The following is a 22645-nucleotide window of genomic DNA, read 5'->3' as shown; positions in this document are numbered from 1 at the left end:
CCTTTCGGTCCCGGAGAGGATCCGAAATTTCATCACCATCGTTTGAAGCAAGGATCAATTTTCATGTACTATCCTAACATAAAACAAACTGGAACGGTATCCCTTTCTGGTCACGATTTGGACGAATTGAGCAGGTTTTTGCCTGAGTCCGCTGCCAGGGTATAAAATAGCTTCCCATTTCTCACGCTAAAGGTACTTATCATTCTTAAGGAGGTACTTTTTATGTCGAAAGGAAAATGGGTGGGCATCGGAACGGCAACCGTTTGCGGCGCGCTCGCGTTATTTTTGCTGCTCCCGCGCTCGGACAGCCGGCAGCAGGCCGCTGAATCCCCTCCCGTCCCGGCTCCGCATCAGGAGCATCGTTTAAAGAACAGCATGATGGCGCAGGATATCGCTTCAACCGATCATTTGACCCGGCTGGATGCGAGGCAGCATCTGACGGCTATGCTGAACAATCTGGGCAGCGCAAAGCCAAAGCAGATTACCGATTATGTACGGAATTTGCAGAAAACCCATGACCACTTTTCCATGCTGGTGTGGCAGGACCCTAAGCTGGATCAACCGCTTGAATATGCCAAAAAGGACGACTCCTGGACTTCCGAGGACCGGAAAAGGCTGGATCATTATTTAAGTATGGCCAAGAGGCAGGTAAAGAATCACCAGTCGTACCAGTCTCCCTCCTTCAAAATGGCTGGCAAGCAGTACTTCGTCATCGCGGAACCGTCGGCCAAAAGCCGCCAGAGCGTCATCGCCTTAATGAATCAAAAAATACTGCTCGATGTGGAAAATCATCAGAAGAAAAACCTGCGGCTGATCCCTTACCCGAGAGAGGGCAAGTTTAAAGTGGAATCGGTTCACGCCGATACGCTGCGCGATTTGACGGTCAAGACGGGACATGATAACGAAAACGCCAGCCATTTTTACGAGAACGAGATCGTCGTCCGCTTCCGACAGGATCCGTCTCCGGAAGAGATGAACCGGATCAAGGGTGCCGTCAAAGCGGAATCTGCCCGAAAACTCGGGTATGCTTACGTCTTCCGTTCCCGCACAATGGATTACAGCCAGCTGAAAGTGTACTTTTTAAACAACTGGAATCCGCATTATGTAGAACCGCATTATTTATATTTAACCAACGATACCGTTCCGGAAACAGGCAGCCTTCCGAACGTGCCGAATGACCTGCTGTTTGCGAAGTATCAGTGGAACCTCCCTGCGATCGAAACGAATCAGGGCTGGGATTTATCCAAGGGAAGCAACGATGTCATTGTCGGTATCGTCGACACCGGTGCAGACATTAACCATCCGGATCTTCAAGGTCAGCTGCTGTCCGGTTACAACGTTGTGGATCCCGGCAGCGATCCGCTGGACGATGTAGGCCACGGCACGCATGTGGCCGGCATCATCGGGGCCGTGGTCAACAATAATGAAGGCGTGGCCGGCATCAGCTGGTATAACAAAATATTACCGGTGAAGGCGCTTGATAAATCCGGATCAGGCACGACCTATTCGGTATCGGAAGGCATCATCTGGGCGGCGGATCATGGGGCCAAAGTCATTAATCTGAGCTTGGGCAACTACGCCGACTCCCAGTTCCTGCACGATGCGGTGAGATATGCCTATGACAAAGACATCGTGCTCGTTTCCGCGGCTGGGAATGACAACACCGAGCGGCCAGGCTTCCCTGCGGCCTATCCCGAAGTTCTCGCCGTTGCTGCGACCGATGCGAACATGAAAAAAGCCTCTTATTCCAATTACGGGGATTATATCGACGTGGCGGCGCCCGGGACGAGCATTGCCAGCACCTATCCAGGCAACCAGTACGCCGCCCTGTCCGGAACTTCGATGGCCAGCCCGCATGTCGCCGCCATGGCCGCGTTGATCCGCTCGCGGAATCCGGACTTGACCAATAAACAAGTGATGGACATTATGTGCCAAAGCACCATTGACCTGGGGCCGAAAGGTCATGACAAATATTACGGCAACGGTCAAATTGATATCTATAAAGCGTTGCAGGTCGCAGGCGGCGGCAATTCCCCACTTCAGCTGTGGCCGCAGCACGTACAGAACCAGATGAACTCGATTATGGGCAGCGAAAGCGAGAAAACCAAATAAATTTCATCAAAGAAAAGGCAATCCGCCCCTGAAAGTGGCGGGTTGCCTTTTTTAGCGAACGAGTTACCGTGTACGTTTTGCTCTCGACTTGCGGGCTGCGCGTCTCGAACCTCTGTACGCGGAAACCGTACCTACAATGTTTTCGTCGCGAACGACATAGTTATAGCAGTGTTTAGGAACGGGGACACAGTGATGTCTTTTTACGATTTCAACCGTGTGGACAATCGGAACGACCTGCGGATAGTAGTAATCTTGATAAACCACAGTCGGATCGGTATAAACCGGATCTGCAGGAGGACAATTAAAGCAGTGGCTCATTCGATAAGCATCTCCCTTCATAAATTTAATATAGTCTATTATGGAGATCCCAATCGGGATTGTACGTTTGTCCTTAGCTAAATGGTATCCGTCTAAAACAGGCTTGACCCGGGCTACAGACGGCAAAAAGGCGGTATCCCGTAAAATTACGGGATACCGCCTTGATTACGTCATCCTAATAAGAACTGTTGGCAGTTTGGAAAGTTTTACGTAAGCCGGGTTCTGTGCTCGTCGTGGTGCATTCGGGAACTACCCTCCCACGGATAAGCGACAATCATCTATCTAGGCCAATCATTACTGATTGGCTCCAGCGACCAACCCGAACGCGCCTCGGGCAAAGGCTGCTTCTCGAGGAAGCTGCGTTCCATTAGGTCTTGCTCCAGGTGGGGTTTACCAGGAACGAAGTCACCAACGCTCCTCGGGGTCTCTTACACCTCGGTTCCATCCTTGCCTGTGCCGCTGCATTCAGCAGCCATCGGCGGTCCATTTCTGTGGCACTATCCTTCAACTCGCGCTGACTGGACGTTATCCAGCACCCTGCCCTATGGAGCCCGGACTTTCCTCTCGCGGCGCCTTACGCGCCGCCAGCGATTGTCTGTTAAACTTTCCGGACAACAAAAAATATTATACTAGGAATTGCAGCCGGACACAATGGCAATTTCCTATAAATTTAACGAAGATTACCTTTTCTTACATAAAACGAAACGGCTCGGTGTTGATTTGGGACGCGGTGACTTTCGTGTCATAGCGGCTGTCCGACAGCTTGGCCTGCAGCCATTCAGCCGTTTTGGCCTTCATGATTTTCTCGGCATTATGCCCCGGATCGATCAGGGCAATCCCGGCCATCAGGGCATCCTGTGCGGTATGATAATCGATGTCTCCAGTCACGAGCACGTCAGCCCCGCGGAATATCGCGGAATTCACGTAGCGGCTGCCAGACCCGCCAAGAACGGCGGCCTTACCGATCTTGCGGTTTAGGTCGCCAACGACCCGGACATGCGGCACATCGAGCTTCTCCTTGACCACGTCGACGAATTGGGCCAGCGTCACCGGCTCCCGAAGCTTGCCTACCCGGCCAAGCCCGTAACTGCGCCCTTTTAGGTCAACCGGATACAGATCGTAAGCCACCTCTTCATACGGATGCGCCTTGATCATCGCCTGAACGACCTTGTTCCGGATCCCTTGAGGGACGATCGTCTCGATCCGGACCTCCTCCACCTGTTCCAGCTTCCCGGGCTTGCCGATATAAGGTTCCGTTCCTTCCTGCGGCAAAAAGGTGCCCGTGCCCTGCACGTTAAAGCTGCAGTGGCTGTAATTCCCGATGGCACCCGCTCCTGCATCCAGCATGGCAGTCCGTACCTTATCCGCATGGTTGGCCGGAACAAACACGACCAGCTTGAACAGCTTCTCGGCATGCACCTCATCCAGCGGTACGCCGTCTGCAATGCCAAGCGCCTCAGCCATCCAGTCGTTCATGCCCCCCTCGGCAATATCAAGATTGGTATGGCTGATGTAGACGGCGATATCATGCTTGATCAACTTCTCATAGATCTTCCCCATTGGGGTGTCGGTCTGAAGCTGCTTGAGCGGACGGAAAATGATGGCGTGATGCGCCACGATCAAGTCCGCGCCCATCGCGATAGCCTCCTCGACCACCTCGTCATTGACGTCCAGCGCTACCAGTACGCTCCGGATCTCCTTCTGGAGGCTGCCCAGCTGCAGCCCGATCCGGTCGTCCGGTACCGCCAAGTGCTTGGGGGCGAGCTGCTCCATATATTGAATTACCGTTTGTCCTTTTGCAAACATGCAAGCACCTCCCTGATTTGTTTCATTTCTTCAGTCAGTTCTCTGGCCTTGGATTCGGCGGAAGCCAGCTTGGATGACGATACGGACTTCAGAATGCCTTCCATCTTCGCCAGTTCGCCCTGCCATTTGGCTACAAGCACTTCATTTGGATGCTCAAGCAGCCAAGGTCCCATGCGGATCAGCAGATCCGTCGAAAGGATTACGTCGTCGCCGGCTTCCCCGGCCTTCCATACGCGCTCCCGATACAATTCCTCATTCGGCCGGACGGGCGATGAATGCTCCGGTACAGCCGTCAAAATCTCATACATTTTACCGTCTTCCTCGATAATCAGCTCGGACACCAGCACCCAGTCATGATCGAGCAGCCACCGGCGCAGCAAATCTTCGCCAACGTTCGGCTGCAGGATGAGCTGCTTCACCCCGGGCAGCTTGTCCTGCCCCTCGTTCAAAATGCTCGCAATCAGGCTTCCGCCCATTCCGGCGATTGTAATGACATCCACTTCCCCCGGAGAAATGACCGCCAGACCGTCTCCGAGCCGGACCGAAATGTCATCACCCCATCCAGCTTCCGCTACCTGCCTGGCCGCCGCTTGAAGGGGGCCTTGATTGACTTCCCCCGCCACGGCCTTTACCGCTCTCCCCGCCTCAACGGCTGCTACCGGCAGAAGCGCGTGGTCTGAGCCAATATCCGCGAGGCGGCTTCCATGGGGAATCTGCTCCATAATGAGCTGTAATCTTCTTGATAATTTCATATGTCCACCGTCACCATCAGTTATTTTTCCTTCCTATACCCTACCAAACGGCAGGTCCTTTCTGCAAATCGGCAGCAGCAGAAGCAGGGACCGGACCTCTGGAACACACAATTCCAATCTTTGGGTAAATGTCCAGATCATTTGCATTGGCTCGTTAAAAGCGCTAAAATAAAAACAAATTAAGGAAATAATTCTAAAAGAAAACAGAACTTACAGGCAGGCTGTCAGCCGAAGCCTCAGAAATACATAGCCCGTCCGCTGCGATATTGCGATATAAAGAAGCCCAGCCACCAAGGCCACTATCTTATATCAAAAAAAAGGACCTTACTGGCGGCACGCCGCAGAAGGTCCACGTTGGTTTCGCTTATTCGAGAAAATCCTTAAGCCGTTTGCTTCGGCTAGGATGCCGGAGCTTCCGGAGCGCTTTGGCTTCGATTTGGCGAATCCGTTCACGGGTAACGCCAAACACTTTGCCCACTTCCTCAAGCGTACGGGTCCGGCCGTCATCCAGACCGAAACGAAGCCGGAGCACATTCTCCTCGCGTTCAGTCAGCGTATCGAGCACGTCTTCCAGCTGTTCCTTCAGCAGCTCGTAGGCTGCCGCATCGGCAGGAGCCAGAGCTTCCTGATCCTCGATAAAATCTCCCAGGTGGGAATCATCCTCTTCCCCGATTGGCGTCTCAAGCGACACCGGCTCTTGGGCAATCTTCATGATTTCCCGGACCTTCTCCACACTGAGTTCCATCTCGGCCGCGATTTCCTCCGGCGTTGGTTCGCGCCCCAATTCCTGCAGCAGCTGACGGGATACCCGAATCAGCTTGTTGATCGTTTCCACCATATGAACCGGAATCCGGATCGTTCTCGCTTGGTCCGCGATCGCGCGCGTAATGGCCTGACGAATCCACCAAGTGGCATACGTACTGAATTTAAACCCTTTGTTATGGTCAAATTTCTCAACCGCCTTGATCAGGCCCATGTTGCCTTCCTGAATCAAATCAAGGAAGAGCATGCCGCGCCCGACGTAGCGTTTGGCGATACTGACAACGAGACGCAGGTTCGCTTCGGCCAGCCGCCGCTTCGCTTCCTCGTCCCCGTTCATAATCCGCTTAGCCAGCTCCACCTCATCGTCAGCGGACAAGAGAGGCACCCGGCCGATTTCCTTGAGATACATCCGTACGGGATCGTTGATCTTAATGCCCGGCGGCAAAGACAGGTCATCGTCAAAGTTAAAGTCGTCATTGTCGTTTCCTTCAGGGTCGTCGCCTTGACGCATATTGCCGACTTCCTCATCATTCTCATTGACCACTTCAATACCCAAATCGTTCAGATGCTCATAAAACTCATCCATCTGTTCAGGGTCTTGGTCGAACGGCGATAGTTTTTCCATAATATCTTTGTAATTCAGTGACGATCTCTTTTTACCCTGCTCAATCAGCTGATCCTTCACCTGATCAAGCGTAAATTCTGTCTCTAGTTCAGTATGCTGATCATTCGCCATATTTCGACTCCCTCCTCCCTAGAAACCATCGAAGCCAACGATTACTGTCTCTCTAGGGCTATAATCTCACTTGCAATTTGTGCAGCACGCAAAAAGTCTCCGGACCGTTCGGCAGATATCATTTCTTCTTTCTTCTGCTCTATTTTCCGTTTTTGCGGGACTTTTTGTACCTCCCGAATGCAATCATCCAGCTCTTGCACGCTCCACTCCCGCGGCATATCCATCATGGAGATGGAGCTGACGGTTTTCTCGAGGCGATCGTCGTGGAGCGACGACATAAACCGGCTGATATCCGGTGATTTGCCCTGTGCATAATAGGCATATAGATAAGCAGCAATCGCTGCATGATCATCAATGTTAAACGCGTCCCCAAGCCGTTCTTCCACGTAGCGGGCGGCCTCGGCATCCTGCAGCATCATGGCTAAAAGGCGACGTTCTCCGGTATGATAAGCCGGCAGTAATGTCGGGGCGGGAACATGCCCTTTTTTATGCCTACCATTATTCCACCTTTTGTCGTTATTATCCCCATCCGGCATGTTTTTTTGCATCGACTGGCGGATCTCGTTGCAATCCTGCTTCAAGCTGTCAAAGGAAAGCTGCAATTCTGAAGATAATTCCCTTAAATATACCTCCCGTTCGGTGGAAGAAGGCAGCACCGCGATGATGGGCAGGACTTCCTTCATGTAGGCGATTTTCCCATCTTCTTCTAGGAGTATATGGTTTTTTTTCAGATATATAAGCTTAAATTTTGTGGTCGAAACGGCGCCCTCGATAATCTGCCGCACGAACCGTTCCGCCCCGTATTTCCGGATGAATTCGTCAGGATCCAGCCCTTCGCTCAGCACCGCGATCTTGATGTTCAGCCCTACGGTTTCAAGCAGCGGAATCAACTTTATCGCCGCGGCTTGTCCGGCCCGGTCTCCGTCGTAGCAAACCAGCACTTCATCCGCCATCGTCTTCATCAGGGAGGCGTGATTCTCCGTTAAGGATGTGCCCATCGTGGCTACGCCGTTCTGAACCCCTGCTTCCCAAGCCGAGATCACGTCCCCATATCCCTCAAAAAGTACGATCTGCCGCGATTTGCGGATGGACGGTCTGGCCTGATGCAGGTTGTACAGCGTCCGGCTTTTGTTAAAGAGCTTGCTCTCGGGCGAATTCAAATACTTCGGCTGCCCTTCGCCAAGGATCCTGCCGGCAAAAGCGATCACCTTGCCGCTGCGGTCGTGGATCGGAAACATGATCCGGTCCCGGAAACGGTCCAAGTAATCCCCGCCGTCGCTGCGCTTCGTGAGCAATCCGCCCTTCTCCATCTCTTCGAGATCAAAGGAGCGCTTGGACAGAAACTGGACCAGCGTATTCCACGTATCCGGAGCATACCCGATTTGGAACAAATCGATCATCTTGTCGGTAAAGCCCCGCTGCCGCAAATAATCCATGGCTGCCTTGCCATGCTCCGTATTTTTCAGTAAAAAGTGATAAAACTTCGCTGTCCATTCGTAGGCCTGAAGCAGGCGGTCTCTCTCGGGATTCGGCTGATGCACCGGTCCCCCCAGCCCTTCCGGAACCGCGATGTGGCTCTCTTCCGCCATGACTTTAACGGCTTCGGGAAAAGATAATCCTTCGATTTCCATCCTGAATTTGATGGCATTTCCACCCTTGCCGCAGCCGTAGCAGTAAAAGATTTGCCGCTCAGGCGTGACCGTGAAAGACGGTGTTTTCTCCGAATGAAACGGGCAGAGGCCTTTCATGTATTTCCCCTGCTTGGTCAGATGAACGTACCTGCTTACCGTATCGACGATATCGTGCTGTTCCAGCACCGCGTCGATGACTTTTTCCGGAATGCTTCCATGTCCGGCACTCATCATAACCACCTTCATCTCTTTTTGCACGTAAAATATAATTCGCTATCGTTATACGTTCTCCTGCAAATCCTGCAAAAGTTTTGTCAGTTTCTGTTGAAATATTCTTTTATCCTCCGCCGTGATCGATTTCGGACCTTTGGAATGCTTGCCGCTCCTTCGCGCTTTGGCCTGATGGTGCCTGCGGTCGAGCATAAACTCGATGTCCTCGTTATGAAACTGCATGCCCCGAAAGGAGAGCACATAGCAATGTTTCGACAAGGCTAAAGCGGCCAGCCCGTAGTCCTGGGTAATCACAACGTCCCCCCGGCGGATATGATTGGCGATGTACAGATCGGCGCTCTGATCGCTCCGGTCCACCTGAACGGTCCGAACGCCCTCCCCGGCCTGGATCAAATGATCGAACGAAGAGACCATCAGCACGGGAATGCCCCAAGCCTTAGCCGCCGCGGCAATCTCCTGTTTCACCGGACAAGCATCGCCGTCCACAACGATTTGTCTGTCATCCATAGCCGATCGAGCCCACCTGTCATTCTTGGTATTCCGTACTATTATATACGAGCCTGTCCTATAAAAATCCTTCCGGGGCGGACATTACAACTTCTGACAGTGCTGCCGGAAAACTTTTGCATACATAGAACGAACTAAAGAATGAACGTTATAGGCCGCATTGGCTGTTATAACGGGAAGTTCAATGAAAAACTTTAGTTCAATCTATATACATGAAAAAGATACGAAAACGGGACCGTTTTGTTTCGTCCCGCTTCCGTATTCTTTTACCCGAAACCTTTAAAAGTTTACCATACCAGCTTGTTGAAATCGGCAAACTGCTTCAAATCGCGGTCGATCGATGCCAAAAGACCCAGACGGTTAGCCCGGACCCGCTCATCCTCGGCCATGACCATGACGGAATCGAAGAACTTCGTAACGGCTTCTTTGATGTCGCCAAGAAGGGCAAGGGCTTTGGCTCCATCCCGCTCCGACAGCGCTGTATGGTAATCGGCGGTGATGGACTGCCAAGCGCGGAACAGATTGGACTCGGCCTCTTCCACGAAGAGCGGCTCCTGAACTTCCGCCTTTTCCGCTTTGGCTGCCAGATTGCTGACCCGGTTAAAGGATTCCACGGTCGTCTTGAAGTCGTCTCCGCTGTTAACCGCCTGCATCAGCGCTTCCCCGCGGGATACGACGGAGATTACATCGTCGAAGCCGGCGGAAATGACGGCGTCCACTACGTCGTAGCGGAGTGTCTCGGAGAGCAGTTTCTTCACACGGAGGCCGAAGAATTCGACCAGATCCTTGCGGATGTCGTCCGGCTGACGGTCCAAGCTGCGAAGCTCAGCATGCACACCGAGCGCGATGTCGAACAGCTGGGACAGCGTGAGCGGCATCTGCTTAGCCAGCAGAATTTGCACGATGCCCTGGGACTGGCGTCTCAGCGCATAAGGGTCCTGGGAGCCGGTCGGGATGATGCCGATCGAGAAGCAGCCGACGATCGTGTCGATTTTGTCCGCGATGCTGACGATGGAACCCACGAGGCTGGACGGAACGTCGTCCGATGCCGAACGGGGCTGGTAATGCTCGAATACCGCCTTGGCCACATCTTCCCTTTCGCCGGCTTTGCGGGTATAGTCTTCGCCCATGACCCCTTGCAGTTCTGGAAATTCATACACCATTTGCGTAACGAGGTCGAATTTGCAGATGTCCGCAGCGCGGCTTACCGATTCGCTGTCCGTACCGGAAATGTGCAGCGTTTCTCCGATCTGGTCGGCTATGCGGCGGATCCGGCGGACCTTGTCGCCAACCGTGCCGATTTCCTCGTGGAAAACGATGCTTTCCAGTTTGGAGAGCGCGTCCTTGATCTCCAGCTTCTGGTCTTCCTCATAAAAGAACTTGGCGTCCGACAGGCGGGCTCGAAGCACCTTTTCGTTCCCTTTGGCGATCACGTCGAGCGACCGCTTGTCGCCGTTGCGCACCGTTACGAAGAAAGGCAGCAGCTGTCCCTCGCCATCCAGAACAGGGAAGTACCGCTGATGCTCCCGCATGGAAGTGATCAGCACATCCTGTGGAATGTTCAGGAAGGACGGATCGAATGTTCCGTTGAGCACCGTCGGCGTTTCCACCAGGAAAAGCACTTCCTCCAGCAGATCGTCCTTGACCGCAATGGTCCAGTTCTTCTCCGCAGCAAGCGACTCGATCTGCTCCAGAATCATGCCTTCGCGTTCCTTCACGTCGACGATGACGTGCTGGCCGCGCAATACTTCCGAGTAAGCGCCGGCTTCCGCCACGACGGCTTCCGTTCCGAGGAAACGGTGGCCGCGGGTCACGTTGCCCGACTTCACGCCGGTCACTTCCAGATCAATGACATCCGTGCCGAACAAAGCTGTAATCCAGCGGATCGGACGGATAAATTTATATTCGTAACTGCCCCAGCGCATATGCTTAGGGAATGTCATCGAAGAGAGGATGCCGAGCAGTGCTTCAGACAGCAGTGCGGCAGTCTCGACGCCGTTGCTGCTCTTCGTGAGGTAAATGTATTCCACGCCGTTCAGCTCTTTAAACGTAAACTGCTCGGGATCTACGCCTTGCCCGCGGGCGAAACCAAGCGCGGCCTTGCTCCAGTTGCCGTTCTCGTCGAGGGCGATTTTACGGGACGGGCCCTTCACTTCCTCCTGCACGTCCTCCTGCTTCTCCGCAACCGATTTAACAAGCACGGCCAAGCGGCGGGGAGTTGCGTAGGAGTGAACTACACCGTGGGCGATCCGGGACTGCTCCAGCCATTTCACCATGCGTTCTTCCAACTGCTCCATCGCTGCGCGTAAAAAACGTGCCGGTACTTCCTCCAGGCCGATTTCAAACAACAGGTCCTTAGACATTCAGGTCGCCTCCTTTCTTCAGCAGCGGGAAGCCGAGCTTCTCCCGCTCCTCCATGTAGGTTGCCGCCACTTGGCGGGCCAGATTGCGCACCCGGGTAATGTAGCCGGTACGCTCCGTAACGCTGATGGCTCCCCTTGCGTCGAGAAGGTTGAACGTGTGCGAGCATTTCAGGACATAATCATATGCCGGAAATACCAAATTCCGCTCCATCGCCTTGCCTGCTTCCTGCTCGTACATGTTGAACAGCGTAAACAGCATTTTTACATCGGACACTTCAAAGGTATACGTGGAATGCTCCACTTCCGCTTGATGGAACACGTCGCCGTAAGAAATGCCGTCAACCCATTCCAGGTCAAACACGTTTTCCTTCTCCTGAATGTAGGAAGCCAGGCGCTCCATGCCGTAGGTAATTTCCACAGCGACCGGGTTCGTTTCAATACCGCCCACCTGCTGGAAGTAAGTGAACTGGGTGATTTCCATCCCGTCCAGCCACACTTCCCATCCAAGGCCTGCGCATCCAAGCGAAGGGTTCTCCCAGTTGTCCTCGACAAAGCGGATATCGTGGTCAAGCGCATTCACTCCGAGCGCCTTCAGGCTATCGAGATACAGCTCCTGAATGTTGTCCGGGCTCGGTTTGATGATCACCTGGAACTGGTGGTGCTGATAGAGACGGTTCGGGTTTTCCCCGTATCGGCCGTCCGATGGCCGGCGGGAAGGTTCTACATAGGCTACCTTCCAGGGTTCCGGCCCGAGAGAACGCAAAAAGGTCATCGGGTTCATCGTGCCGGCCCCTTTTTCCGTGTCATAGGGATTCACGATAATGCAATTCTGATTGGCCCAGAACTGCTGCAGCGTCAAAATCATCTGCTGAAAGTTCATATACGACTCTCCTTCATTGGAAATTGGGGGGAATAGGCGGCTGATGTCCGCCAATCATGATCACAATTTCTGTACAACAAAAAGCTCCCGCCCTATGCCTGTTGTACAGACATAGGGACGAGAGCTGATCCCGCGGTTCCACCCTACTTGGCTGCCCCTCACATTAGCCGGGGAACAACCCACTTTTCCGATTTCGTATCACGCTCCCGAAGTGCCGGTTCATGGACTCCTTCCGCCAGGCTTGCACCCTCCCCGGCTCGCTAACAGGAATGGAAGACCCACTACTTCTTCGATCATTGCGTGTCAGACAATTTAATTAGAAACTTAATATATACTACAGGAAATGATTCCGGTAGTCAAGATCTCCTGCAAAAGATCCTACAGCCCGTACTTCTCCATCTGATCGAGGAAGCCCCGCGACTTCAAATTCAGCCCCAGCTGCATATCCATAAATGCCCGCATGACGGCCTTCAGCTCCGCCTTGGTCTCTTCCTTCACATCGACGTGGCCAAGCCGCCGCAAATCGAGCTGGGCAAACAGCCGCAGCAGCTTCATCGTCCTTGGCGATATCGCCATGGCCTGAGAATCCAGGTGCTTGCACGCACGGCACAGTACGCCTCCGAGCCGCGGACTCACCCAGTAGCGTTCCTCTTGGGGGGGAATATCCCTTCCACAAGAAATGCAGGATGACAGTTCGGGACCGTATCCTGCAGTCTGCAATATTTTCATCTCATACAAGTTGATAATGACGGCGGGATCTTTGCCCTCTTCCAGCGCGTCAAGACATGCCTTGAGCTGCTGGTACCAGAAGCTTCCCGTCTCCTCGTCCTGAAGCACGCGGTCAAGCAGCTCGCAGGCGTAGGAGGCATAAGCGGCAAGGACGATGTCCTCGCGCAGCACGTGATGCGATTGATTGATTTCCCCCGCGTTCAGCGTGCCGAGTCCCGTGCCGTTTCTGAAAAATACGTATTCCGCTGTCGTAAACAGCTGTGTCAGTGCAGCATGGCGGCTTTTCACTTTCTTTGCGCCCCGGACAAGTACGCCTACTTTACCCGCGTTTTCGGTGCAAATCGTAATGATTTTGTTCCCCTCGCCGTAGTCCATGCTGCGGATGACGATCCCTTCCACCCTGTATAGCATGCTTCTTCCCCCAGCCATTCCCGGAGCAGCCAAAGATCATTCGTTCTCTTCATAGGTATCCGTCTCATCCAGCAGCTGTGCCGCAGCCGCCGTCTCCGCTTCATCCGCCGTCATGCCGGCGGCTTGTTTATAGAGCAAGTAAGCATCCACATCTCCAGTCATCGCAAAATACTTCCACGAAAAATCTCGCATTCGTATTCATCCTTTCTTCGGAAATGACGTCTGCATCTTCAAAAAATAGGATGTTACGAAAGCCGTGAAACTATGTGTTGCAATTCCTGCCAAGACGGGATCCCCCACCGGGAATCGGATGCGTACTAGTCGCGGTTAAAGCCCAGATCACGAAGAATCCGCTCTTGGTTGCGCCAGTCTTTTTTCACTTTCACCCACAGCTCGAGAAATATTTTCGAGCCGAGCAGGTTTTGGATATCCTGCCGCGCCTGCTTGCCGACTTCCTTCAGCAGCGAGCCCTGCTTGCCAATAATGATGCCCTTTTGTGAGTCCCGCTCCACGAAGATCACCGCCGAAATATACACGACGCCGTTGTCCTGCACGCGCATATCTTCGATCGCGACCGCGATGGAATGTGGAACTTCTTCGCGGGTCATATGCAAAATTTTCTCGCGGATCAGCTCCGCGCAGACGAACTGCTCCGGATGGTCCGTAACCTGATCTTCGGGATAGTATTGCGGCCCTTCGGGCAAATACTTCTCCACCTGCTCGAGCAGGGTGTTCACGTTATTGCCCAGCATGGCCGAAATCGGCACGATCTCGGCGAAATCATGCAGTTTGCGGTATTCCTCGATAATCGGAAGCAGCGCCGGCGGCTCAATTTTGTCAATCTTGTTGAGCACGAGAATGACCGGCGTCTTCACCTTCTTCAGCTGCTCGATGATAAAGCGGTCCCCGCCGCCGAATCCTTCGGATGTATCGGCCAGAAACAGGACGGCCTCGACCTCCTGCAGTGTATTCAGCGCGGTCTGGTTCATGAAGTCGCCAAGTTTGGACTGGCGCTTGTGAATACCCGGCGTATCCAAAAACACGATTTGGGAGTGATCCGTTGTATATACGCCATGAATTTTGTTGCGTGTCGTCTGCGGCTTGTCCGACATAATGGCGATTTTCTGGCCGATGACTTGATTCATCAGCGTCGATTTCCCCACGTTCGGTCTGCCTATAATGGCCACAAAGCCTGATTTGAATGACGGTTTCGCCATGTAAGTCATTACCCTCCTATAATGCTTCCTTCAGCAGGAAGACCATCAGGGCCCGCATTCTTCGTACCGCGGTGAAGCATCGATGCTCACCGGCTGCCGAAGATGGGGCCCCAGGTTCATATGTGTATTCAATAACTCGTACAGCTTATTCGCTGGCACTGCGCTTCAGGTCGGACGGTCCAAACGCTCCCGGCAGCAGATCCCTCACCGTGGTTTCCTGGATGTCCCCCTTCAAATTGCCCATGATGACTTTCATGTCGGGAGCGCACAGCTCCAACAGAACCTGGCGGCACACACCGCATGGCGAGATCGGGCCTTCGGTATCTCCCACAACGGCGATCGCCTGGAAGCTGCCGGGCTGATGACCGTCTGCTATCGCGCGGAACAGGGCGGTTCGTTCCGCACAGTTGGTCGGCCCGTACGCCGCGTTCTCCACGTTGCAGCCGTGATGGATATGACCCTCGGCGTCCAGCAGGGCCGCTCCCACGCCGAAATGGGAATACGGGGTGTACGCCTTGGTCCGTGCCTTGATCGCTTCTTGCATTAATTGAGCTGTGTCCACTATATTATTCCTCCTGTAACTTCTAATGTTGTCATCCCAGCCAAGCTGCGACAGGCTCATAGAACACGATGATGGCGACGACGACGGCAAAGATGGCCGTCAGCAGCACTGCGCCGGCTGCGGTATCTTTCGCCGCCTTGGCCATAGGATGTGCCTCCGGCGATACCATATCCACCACGACCTCGACGGCGGTGTTCAGCAGTTCTGCAGCCATCACCATCGTGATCGCGATGAGCAGGAACAGCCACCTCTGCCACGTCAGCTGCAGCAGGGCGGCAGCGGCAATGACCACAACCGCCGCCGCGGCATGAAACCGCATGTTGCGCTGGGTCTTCAAAGCATACCCGATTCCTTCCGCGGCATAACCGAATGAAGCAAGGAAGGAGCGCTTGGCCATTACCGGGTCAACCCCACCTGGGCCAGAACAGCCTCCTGCTTGCCCATCATCTCGGCTTCGCTTGCCGCATCCTGATGATCGTAGCCGAGCAGGTGCAGAAATCCGTGGACGAACAGGAAGCCGATTTCACGCTCCACGGAGTGCCCGTATTCTTCGCTTTGCGCCTTGGCCCGGTCGAGGGAGATAATAATGTCGCCGAGCATCTCCGGCATATCCTGCAGCTCCTCGTCCTCTTCCAGCTCATACACGATGTCCAGCTCCTCGTCCAGGCTCTCATTCATCGCGAAGGACAAGACGTCCGTCGGGCGGTCGATGCCGCGGTACTCGAGGTTCAGCTCATGAATCTGCTTATCGTCGACGAATGTGAGCGCCACTTCGCCGTCCTCCACCCCTTCCGCTTCCCCTGCCTTCTGCAGGATGACCTCCAGCGTGGCGATCAGCTCATCGCTGACCGGATGCTCATTTTGTTCATTGTTCCAAGCCAGATGCAGACCCATCTATCAACCGCTCCTTCTATTCTCTTCATCCATCTTCGTCTTTTTGATTTCTTCCGGATACTCGATCCGGGAGTGGAAAATCCCCATGACGCTTTCTTTCAGCGTCTTTGCGATAATGTCCAATTCCTTCATGGTCAGATCGCACTCATTAAACTGATGGTCGTCCAGCCGGCTCTTGATGATTTTCTCGATCACCGATTCCACCTGGGTGACGGTTGGATTGCGGAGGGACCGTACGGCAGCCTCGACGCTGTCCGCGATACCGATGACGGCCGACTCTTTGGACTGGGCCTTCGGCCCCGGGTAACGGAAATCCTCTTCCGTGAAATCCGGTTCCTTGCCCTGCTCCTCCGCCAGGCGAAGCGCCTTGTGGTAGAAGAAATGCAGGAAGGTCGTGCCGTGGTGCTGCTCGGCGATATCGCGAATCGGCTTCGGCAGCTTGTAATCCTTGAGCATTTCAACCCCGTCCCTCGCATGCGCGATAATGATCGACTTGCTCAGCTTCGGATCGATCGAGTCGTGGGGGTTCTCCATATTGTTCTGGTTTTCTATAAAATAGCTTGGCCGTTTCGTCTTCCCAATATCATGGTAATACGATCCGACACGGCACAGCAGCCCGTTGGCGCCGATAGCTTCGGCCGCCGCCTCCGACAAATTGCCGACCATGACGCTGTGATGGTACGTCCCTGGCGTTTCGGTAAGCAGCTTGCGCAGCAGCGGGTGATTCGGGTTCGACAGCTCCACCAGCTTCAGGGCCGACAGAATGCCGAACGTGACCTCAAAAAACGGCATCAGGCCGATGACCAGAATCGCGGTCAGCAGTCCCCCCGCAAAGGCAAACCCCAGAGCGTACAGCGTGTACATTTGCTGCCAGTCGTCGTTGTCGATCAGGTTAATCAAAAATACGGTCAACGAGCCGAACAAGCAAACCATGATCCCGCCCTTCAGCAGGGTCGACCGCTGGCTTGCCTTATGGATTGTAAAAATAGACACGTAGGAGACGATCAGTGAGAACAAGCCGAACTTAAAATCAAACATTTGTCCCTGGTGCACATTCAGAATGACGCTGGACAGAATACTGAAGACCATGGCGCAGAAAAACGCGAGCGACATGTCCAGCAGCAGCGTAACCAGCATCGAGCCAATGGCCACCGGCGCTAAATAGCCGAGATAGGGCCGCTCGCTGCTCTGCAAAATGCCGGCGACATGCATGGAAACGATCGTAATAATAAAAATTAGAACAAGCATCAGCAGCTGGGAATTGTTATACCCAAACCTGCCCCCGTTAACCTGGCGGATAAACATCATAAGTCCTAATGCCAGCAGGAGGGACAAAAGCAGCAGCCCAAACTGCGGCCAATAGTTGACGTCATTTTTAAGGAGGCCGTTATCGTCCAGCAGGTTGTACAGCTCTTCCGTGATCAGCTCGCCCTTGGCGACAAGCACGCCGCCCTGCTTGATGTATACCGTAGGAGTATTCTCCCTGGCTTGCACCTTGGCTTCTTTCGTGGCCTCTTCATCATAGAACTTGTTGGCCGTAATGGCGATCTTCGACAGCTCCTGCACCACTTCGCGAGCGGTGCGCTGGCTCAGAGAACTCGTACTGACGAGCTCGGCCACCTTGGCCCTCGCGGTCTGGGCGTCCACGATCTGGTCGTTGGTCAGCCGCGATACGATTTCACGCGCCACCGGCTTCATCTCGGTGATATCGGCAGAGGTCAGACGCGGAATTTTGATGAAGGTCTCTTCCGGAATTTTATAGACCTGCTGGCTGGTCACCTTCAGCATTTCATTCAGCAGCGCGTCGGAATAGGTGCCCGAACTCCGCGTATTATTGACGTAGTTCTGCACAAAATCCTGGGCGCGCTGGGGAATCTCCTGACGGTAAATCGCCACCTTGTCCTCGCGGGAAACCTGGTCGTCCTGATTGAGCTTGTCGATGCGGTCGAGCAGCGAGGCGATCAGGCTATCGTTCCGGATGGGAACGATCGTATAAATCGGCTGCACGCGTTCGGCAGCTTCCTCCTGCGCCTTGAGGGTCGCTTTGTTGTTTGGAATCTGCATCGGCGCCGTAATTTCCTTCTCGCTGTGCGTGCCGACCTGAATGTTGTATTTTTCCGGAAGCAAATCCGGCGCCAGGCTCACGTAGAACAGAATGGCCAGACATAAAAAGAGAACATAGCGGGTTGCCGCGCTATGTTTCCATCCGATATTTTTAGTTGAGAAAGATTTGCCTGATGACGCTTCTTTCGAAGTCATAAAGATAATCCCCTCTAATCTTGGTTTTCTGCAGCTTTGTCGTAAGCAACAATGATTTTCTGCACTAGGGAGTGACGCACGACATCCTGCTCGGCGAACTGCACAAACCCGATCTCTTCAATGCCGCTCAAGATCGACTTCGCTTCAACCAGCCCGGACTTCTTGCCTCTCGGCAGGTCAATCTGGGTCACGTCGCCCGTGATGACCATTTTCGAGCCGAACCCAAGACGGGTAAGAAACATTTTCATTTGTTCAGGTGTCGTGTTCTGGGCCTCGTCCAATATGATAAAAGAATCATCCAGCGTCCGTCCCCGCATATAGGCGAGCGGAGCGATCTCAATCAATCCCCGTTCCAGCGACTTTGCGGTCTGTTCGGGTCCCATGACGTCATAGAGCGCATCGTATAGCGGACGCAAATACGGGTCAACCTTCTCCTGAAGGTCCCCCGGCAGAAAGCCGAGGCTTTCCCCCGCTTCGACAGCCGGACGCGTCAGCACGATCCGTTTGACGGAGCCCTCCTTCAAGGCCGCCACCGCCAAAACGACTGCCAAATAGGTCTTGCCTGTTCCCGCAGGCCCGATACCGAATACAACGTCACGTTTGCGGATGGTGGTGACGTAATGCTTCTGGCCGATCGTCTTGACGCGGATCGGTTTGCCCCGGAACGTGGTGGTAATCTCACCCTTGAACAGGTCGAGCAGCTGATCCGCGCGGAAGTCCTTCGCCAAGTCGATCGCATAGGAAACGTCGCGTTCGGTCAGAATGTAACCGTTGCGGACCAGCTGGAGAAGCACCTCGAACAGCTCGGTCAGCACCTGCACGTCGCGGTCGCTGCCGCGGACGGTAATTTCCGCTTCCCTCGACACGATCTGGGCGGGAATTTCCGCTTCGATCATTTTCAGAAAGGTGTCCTGCGGTCCGAAAATGGACATCCCTTCGCTTGCACTTTGAAGTAAGATTTGTGCGCTGTGATTTTTTTCTGACAAATAGCCTCATTCTCCTTGGTTGTGAACTATGGGAAGCTCTTCGGCAATCTTCTCTTCCACTTCGAAAAGCACTTTCATATAAACTTTACCATTCTCTTTCTTCTCATGCAAAATTTTTTGGCTGATGATCTGCGAATCGGTCCCATATTTCGCCAAAATATCCCGTACCGCTCCGTCCAATCCCTGTTTCTTGGCCTCTTCGACGGTCAGCGTTTCCTGGCTTTCCCGCACTTCCATGACTTTCTCCGTCATCCATCCGACAGGGAGCCTCAAGGAGCGCCAGGTTAGAGGATCATGCTCCGTCAGCGTTTCGGAAGCCTGATACGGATCCTTTCCGTAGCCCCACAGCTGCACCGCGCGGTCACCGATCACAAAATAAGACTTGGTCTTTCTTTCCCCGGTATACACTTTATGCTTCTGGACCAGCGGAACCTCAAGGCTGTATTCGTGCCAAACCAGCCCTTTGACCTCCCCTTTGGCGACGACAACCTGGGTGTTCCCGCCTTCAACGCCAAGGATGCCCGATATGAGCACCTGTCCTTTTTTCACGCGGGAGTTCTTCTCGACGAGCGGGCGGCCCTGCTCCGCGTAAATGCTCGTCACCACGGCGTCCGTCCGGCTGATCAGATGGCGCGGGTCGGTCAGCGGCTGCTTCGGCGGTTCGGCCGCCTCCACGATCTGGATCGTGATGGTGGTGCCTTTGCGCTCCACCCCGATCCAGGACGTGCCCGGAAGCCGGATGCTCAGCTCACGCGACAGCTTGTCCGGCGAATCTAAGCGGAAAATCCACTTGAACGGGCGGACCCCCTCCTTCTTCGCTGCTTCGAGCACGTCTTCGGTCGCGATTTTTTCGTTGCCGGTTACCCTGACGTTCCACACCATCGATGACAGCAGGAAGAGCAGAACAAAAAACAGTACGATGCCCACCATAAAAAACTTGCGCTTATACAGCTTGACCAGCGTAAAAGGCAGGCCTATCCGGCCCTGTACATGCACCCGGCAGCCTGTCCGTTTCAACAAGGGACGAAGAGCATGAAAATCCCTCAGCAGCACCTTCATCTCTGCCAAATTTCCGTTTTTGGGCTCGATGTCCCATACCGGTACACCGTTCTCCGCCAATGCATTGATGAAATACTCCACATGCTCCCCCCGGACAGCAATCAGCACGCAGCCGCGAACCCGGGTTAACGTCGGGATCTTCATGGACTCTCCTCCGTTCCTGTATATTTAATGTTCGTTACCGATCCTTCGATCATCACTTCTTCCGGCAGAATCGACCGGATCATAAGCCCGGAGCCTTCGATCTCGAGCAGTCCCTGGGACAGGGAAAGGACCATTTTATCGGGTGAAAAATGCCGGACGCCCCGATGATTTTCGATATAGAGTTCTTTGTTTCCCACCATAGTGATGCGCGGCAGATCGAACAAAACGTCCTGCGGAACATCCAGCATTTCGTTCGTCCACTTCCGCAGCCTGCGGCTGATCCCGGCCATACGAAGGTCTTCCCCCTTCCTGTACTCTACACCTTATGCGCGTAAAGCCCGGTTTATGAAGCTTTTCAGGGGAGATCAGGCCTTAAGATCACACGCCTTGCGCAGCACAAAAGAAAAACGCCTCTCGGCGTATGGTCACAGCAGACAGGCTGTGCGGTCAACATGTATAGTCGGCGAAAGCCAGACCAATTTTTGCGGCAGTCTTGCCCGAGTTATTGTTATAAAGCAAGGACCTTTACAGCCTAGTTTTTCTTTATATGTAAAAAAGGCCTCTTCCGCTGCCCGGAAAGATACGCGGATCTTCCCGGGCCGAAAGAGGCCTCCCTGCTAGATTATCGTTATTTCCGTGGATTTAACGGACGTTTGGAGCGGGGCGGGCCCAGAATTTCGGCCCAGATGATCCCTTGTCTGGCCTGCTCGGCCAAAGGGGACACCGGGGCAGCTTCCTCACGATCAGACGTGCTGTCAGCCGCCGCCATATCCATTTTCGTCGATATTTTGTCCAGAGAAGCGTTCACCCTGTTGATCTCCCGCTGCATTGTACGGGTTCGATCCGCCAGCGTATCCTCTGTCGGGGACGGCTTCTCCTCCGCCCACATCGAGGATACTCCTTCGCCTGTATCATAGTCCGGAGCCGGACGGTAGTCTTGGGAATATGCGGGTGTTTCCGGGGCCGACGAATCATACGATCCGAACGGGGAGCTCCTTCTGCCGGCAGGTTCCTGCGGCTGTGGCCGGGAGCCGTATGCCGGCTCCGGCCGATCCTCATCGTATCCCTCATCCTCGTCCTCGTCGTAATCGTCCGCATCGTCCCGTTGTTGATACGGGCGGCCTTCTCCCCCGAACGTGGGCATGCCCCGGGGCTGCTGCCTCTGCTTCGATTTATTTCCTCTTTTGCTCAGCGCAGAGATGACCGCAAATCCAATGATCAGGATCCAGTAAAAGTGTTCAATGATCCACATGGATGCTCATTCCCTACTTGTTATTTTTCGGACTGCCGCCGCCGTCTCCGCTATCCCCCATTTTGCCCAGCGAACCGCGCATTTGGGTATCGGCTTCAATGTTCTTCAGGTTCATGTAATCCATGACGCCCAGCTTGCCTGAGCGAAGGGATTCCGCCATGGCGAGCGGCACTTCGGATTCAGATTCCACAACCCGCGCTCTCATCTCGACGACGCGAGCCTTCATTTCCTGTTCTTGAGCTACCGCCATCGCACGGCGTTCCTCGGCTTTCGCCTGGGCGATCCGCTTATCGGCTTCGGCCTGCTCGGTCTGCAGGTAAGCTCCGATGTTCTTGCCTACATCCACGTCGGCGATATCGATCGACAGAATTTCAAAAGCGGTTCCCGCATCCAGCCCTTTGGCCAATACGGTACGGGAAATGGAGTCGGGGTTCTCCAGCACGTCCTTGTGCATGTCACTGGAGCCGACGGTCGTTACGATCCCTTCGCCTACGCGGGCAATAATTGTTTCTTCACCCGCACCCCCGACGAGTCGGTCGATATTGGCACGGACTGTTACCCGGGCCTTAACCTTCACTTCAATCCCGTTCTTCGCAACGGCGGCTACGACCGGAGTTTCAATGACTCTCGGGTTGACGCTCATCTGAACGGCCTGCAGCACGTCGCGGCCGGCCAGGTCGATGGCGGCGGCACGCGTAAATTCGAGCGGAATGTTGGCGCGCTGGGCCGCAATGAGGGCGTTAACCACCCGGTCCACGTTACCTCCGGCCAAATAGTGGCTTTCCAGCTGATTGATGTTGAGGCCAAGACCGGCCTTCGTCGCCTTGATGAGCGGATTGACGATCCGGCTCGGCGTGACGCGCCGCAGTCTCATAGCCACCAGCGTAATAATCCCGATCCGGACGCCGGACGCCAGCGCCGAGATCCAGAGCATGACCGGGAAAAAGCTGAAAAATACGCTGAGCACAATAATGATGACAACCGCAATCAGTAATACCGTGATAAGAGAAGTTCCATCCATACTGCCTATCAAC

At 54.1% G+C, this 22645-nt stretch carries 20 protein-coding genes and 1 other RNA gene; 1 reads left to right on the top strand and 20 read right to left on the bottom strand.

From position 1 onward, the window contains the following. Positions 1 to 222 precede the first annotated feature (222 nt). The gene (locus FHS19_RS09685; protein ID WP_183581701.1) at positions 223 to 2112 is read left to right on the top strand and encodes a S8 family peptidase; all 1890 of its coding nucleotides are present in this window, start codon (positions 223 to 225) and stop codon (positions 2110 to 2112) included. A gap of 514 nt (positions 2113 to 2626) precedes the next feature. On the opposite strand, the gene rnpB is transcribed toward FHS19_RS09685, so the two are convergent. The 20 genes from rnpB to floA all read right to left on the bottom strand — a co-directional run bounded on the left by rnpB (position 2627) and on the right by floA (position 22632). Next, an RNA gene (gene rnpB / locus FHS19_RS09680) (RNase P RNA component class A) lies at positions 2627 to 3037 on the bottom strand. A gap of 83 nt (positions 3038 to 3120) precedes the next feature. Beyond that, a complete protein-coding gene (locus FHS19_RS09675; RefSeq protein WP_183581700.1) occupies positions 3121 to 4236 on the bottom strand; it encodes a Nif3-like dinuclear metal center hexameric protein in 1116 nt (371 codons plus the stop codon). Continuing rightward, positions 4212 to 4988 (bottom strand): tRNA (adenine(22)-N(1))-methyltransferase, encoded by a 777-nt coding sequence (locus tag FHS19_RS09670; RefSeq protein WP_183581699.1) that lies wholly within the window; start codon positions 4986 to 4988, stop codon positions 4212 to 4214. The genes FHS19_RS09675 and FHS19_RS09670 overlap by 25 nt, the downstream gene beginning before the upstream one ends. A 364-nt stretch (positions 4989 to 5352) precedes the next feature. Beyond that, positions 5353 to 6486, bottom strand: coding sequence for an RNA polymerase sigma factor RpoD (rpoD, locus tag FHS19_RS09665; protein WP_183581698.1), 1134 nt, complete (start codon positions 6484 to 6486; stop codon positions 5353 to 5355). 41 nt (positions 6487 to 6527) lie between these two features. Further along, positions 6528 to 8348, bottom strand: coding sequence for a DNA primase (gene dnaG, locus FHS19_RS09660; RefSeq protein WP_183582872.1), 1821 nt, complete (start codon positions 8346 to 8348; stop codon positions 6528 to 6530). A 48-nt stretch (positions 8349 to 8396) separates the two neighbouring features. After that, positions 8397 to 8855: a YaiI/YqxD family protein gene (locus FHS19_RS09655; protein ID WP_183581697.1), complete on the bottom strand. Its 459-nt coding sequence runs from the start codon at positions 8853 to 8855 to the stop codon at positions 8397 to 8399. Between the two features lie 287 nt (positions 8856 to 9142). Continuing rightward, positions 9143 to 11218, bottom strand: a complete 2076-nt coding sequence (gene glyS, locus FHS19_RS09650) for a glycine--tRNA ligase subunit beta (protein ID WP_183581696.1) — start codon at positions 11216 to 11218, stop codon at positions 9143 to 9145. After that, a complete protein-coding gene (gene glyQ, locus FHS19_RS09645; RefSeq protein ID WP_183581695.1) occupies positions 11211 to 12098 on the bottom strand; it encodes a glycine--tRNA ligase subunit alpha in 888 nt (295 codons plus the stop codon). Before glyQ ends, glyS begins: the two co-directional genes overlap by 8 nt. 378 nt (positions 12099 to 12476) lie before the next feature. Continuing rightward, a complete protein-coding gene (gene recO, locus FHS19_RS09640; RefSeq protein WP_183581694.1) occupies positions 12477 to 13238 on the bottom strand; it encodes a DNA repair protein RecO in 762 nt (253 codons plus the stop codon). 36 nt (positions 13239 to 13274) lie between these two features. After that, entirely contained in the window at positions 13275 to 13430 is a 156-nt protein-coding gene (locus FHS19_RS09635; RefSeq protein WP_094598739.1) for a YqzL family protein, read from the bottom strand. Between the two features lie 125 nt (positions 13431 to 13555). After that, entirely contained in the window at positions 13556 to 14455 is a 900-nt protein-coding gene (gene era, locus FHS19_RS09630; RefSeq protein WP_183581693.1) for a GTPase Era, read from the bottom strand. 145 nt (positions 14456 to 14600) lie between these two features. Continuing rightward, complete coding sequence (locus tag FHS19_RS09625; protein ID WP_183581692.1) at positions 14601 to 15017, bottom strand: cytidine deaminase; 417 nt, start codon at positions 15015 to 15017, stop codon at positions 14601 to 14603. A 31-nt stretch (positions 15018 to 15048) separates the two neighbouring features. Further along, positions 15049 to 15414, bottom strand: a complete 366-nt coding sequence (locus FHS19_RS09620) for a diacylglycerol kinase family protein (RefSeq protein WP_183581691.1) — start codon at positions 15412 to 15414, stop codon at positions 15049 to 15051. After that, positions 15414 to 15911: an rRNA maturation RNase YbeY gene (ybeY, locus tag FHS19_RS09615; protein ID WP_183581690.1), complete on the bottom strand. Its 498-nt coding sequence runs from the start codon at positions 15909 to 15911 to the stop codon at positions 15414 to 15416. The genes FHS19_RS09620 and ybeY overlap by 1 nt, the downstream gene beginning before the upstream one ends. 3 nt (positions 15912 to 15914) lie before the next feature. Then, positions 15915 to 18170 carry an HD family phosphohydrolase gene (locus FHS19_RS09610; RefSeq protein WP_183581689.1) on the bottom strand — a complete coding sequence of 752 codons (2256 nt, stop codon included), beginning with the start codon at positions 18168 to 18170 and terminating at the stop codon, positions 15915 to 15917. A 14-nt stretch (positions 18171 to 18184) separates the two neighbouring features. After that, positions 18185 to 19102 (bottom strand): PhoH family protein, encoded by a 918-nt coding sequence (locus FHS19_RS09605; protein ID WP_373558043.1) that lies wholly within the window; start codon positions 19100 to 19102, stop codon positions 18185 to 18187. Between the two features lie 60 nt (positions 19103 to 19162). After that, positions 19163 to 20359 (bottom strand): sporulation protein YqfD, encoded by a 1197-nt coding sequence (yqfD, locus tag FHS19_RS09600; RefSeq protein WP_183581687.1) that lies wholly within the window; start codon positions 20357 to 20359, stop codon positions 19163 to 19165. Further along, positions 20356 to 20649, bottom strand: coding sequence for a sporulation protein YqfC (yqfC, locus tag FHS19_RS09595; protein WP_076169802.1), 294 nt, complete (start codon positions 20647 to 20649; stop codon positions 20356 to 20358). The genes yqfD and yqfC overlap by 4 nt, the downstream gene beginning before the upstream one ends. 338 nt (positions 20650 to 20987) lie before the next feature. Next, positions 20988 to 21611, bottom strand: a complete 624-nt coding sequence (locus FHS19_RS09590) for a YqfB family membrane protein (RefSeq protein WP_183581686.1) — start codon at positions 21609 to 21611, stop codon at positions 20988 to 20990. A gap of 13 nt (positions 21612 to 21624) precedes the next feature. Further along, a complete protein-coding gene (gene floA / locus FHS19_RS09585; RefSeq protein WP_183581685.1) occupies positions 21625 to 22632 on the bottom strand; it encodes a flotillin-like protein FloA in 1008 nt (335 codons plus the stop codon). Between the last annotated feature and the right edge of the window lie 13 nt (positions 22633 to 22645).

This window comes from Paenibacillus rhizosphaerae (assembly GCF_014192015.1).
GTDB classification, from domain to species: domain Bacteria; phylum Bacillota; class Bacilli; order Paenibacillales; family Paenibacillaceae; genus Paenibacillus_AQ; species Paenibacillus_AQ rhizosphaerae.
Note: the sequence above shows the minus strand (reverse complement) of the source record. Positions and strands in the feature narration are given on the sequence as shown.